Annotated in this window: 2 protein-coding genes; both read left to right on the forward strand. The window is 48.0% G+C overall.

Going from position 1 to position 1032, the window contains the following annotated elements; genetic code table 11:
- Positions 1–171 precede the first annotated feature (171 nt).
- Entirely contained in the window at positions 172–405 is a 234-nt protein-coding gene (rpmB, locus tag LMED105_RS15920; RefSeq protein ID WP_008253404.1) for a 50S ribosomal protein L28, read from the forward strand.
- A 13-nt stretch (positions 406–418) separates the two neighbouring features.
- The gene (gene rpmG, locus LMED105_RS15925; RefSeq protein WP_008253405.1) at positions 419–586 is read left to right on the forward strand and encodes a 50S ribosomal protein L33; all 168 of its coding nucleotides are present in this window, start codon (positions 419–421) and stop codon (positions 584–586) included.
- Positions 587–1032 lie beyond the last annotated feature (446 nt).

Here is a 1032-nt window from a genome sequence, read left to right on the forward strand (position 1 = left end):
ACTCCTACAGGCTGCACAATCGCCCACCTTTTTGAGTTTTTCCGCAAAAAAGGCTGGGCAAAAGTTTAGTAATTGGTTACAATCTTGGACTTCGCCGCAAATCCATGGCTATTCAATTCATGCCGTGTGGTTTTGCAGATACACTAATTTGCTGAATTTTTTGGGGTCATCATGGCTCGCGTATGTCAAGTAACGGGTAAGCGCCCGATGGTTGGAAACAAAGTTTCCCACGCCAACAACAAAACAAAACGTCGTTTTCTGCCTAACTTGCAGTCACGCAAGTTCTGGGTTGAAAGCGAAAACCGCTGGGTTCGCCTGCGTCTAACTAATAACGCCCTGCGCACTATCGACAAAAACGGCATTGATGCTGTTTTGGCCGATCTTCGTGCACGTGGCGAAATCTAAGCAGGAGTAAATCATGGCTAAAGGTGGTCGCGAAAAAATTAAACTCGAATCTTCTGCTGGTACTGGTCACTTCTACACCACGACCAAAAACAAGCGTACGAAGCCCGAGAAAATTGAAATCATGAAATACGATCCAGTGGTTCGTAAGCATGTGTCATACAAAGAAACCAAGCTGAAGTAACTCAATTATTTCCGCTGTTTCTACATAAACCCGCTACTGATATTCAGAGCGGGTTTTTTGTTGGCCCAGCTGCATGCGCAAGGTCGCATGTCCTTTTAATAAATACGCAAAGTTGCATGTCCTATTAATGCATCCGCAAGGTCGCATGCCCTTTTAATGCATACGCAAAGTCGCATGCCCTCCTCCGCCTGAAAGTCTGTAGTTCCCTTTTTGAAGTTCACACTGACTCACCGAGTTCGGCAAAACAGATGGCCGAACCTCGGTGTCGGCTTTAAGCCGAACGTGACGTGTGAATTCAAACGGGCAGACTTTCTTGAAGGCGGAATGACGGCAATGCGAGCTTTGCGAATGCTGCTCGACGCTGGGGACTTGCGGCTTGCGGCTTCGGTGCAGCGCGTGTCTCCGTTTTTCTCCGGCGCAAGTTGGCATCATGCGCGGAAGGTTTG

Origin of the sequence: Limnobacter sp. MED105, assembly GCF_000170915.1 — a bacterium.
In the GTDB taxonomy this organism is placed as follows: domain Bacteria; phylum Pseudomonadota; class Gammaproteobacteria; order Burkholderiales; family Burkholderiaceae_B; genus Limnobacter.

Excerpts from the sequence above, each read along its gene's own strand:
- rpmB (WP_008253404.1), top strand. The coding sequence starts at position 172 with ATGGCTCGCGTATGTCAAGTAACGGGTAAGCGCCCGATGGTTGGAAAC.
- rpmG (WP_008253405.1), top strand. The coding sequence starts at position 419 with ATGGCTAAAGGTGGTCGCGAAAAAATTAAACTCGAATCTTCTGCTGGT.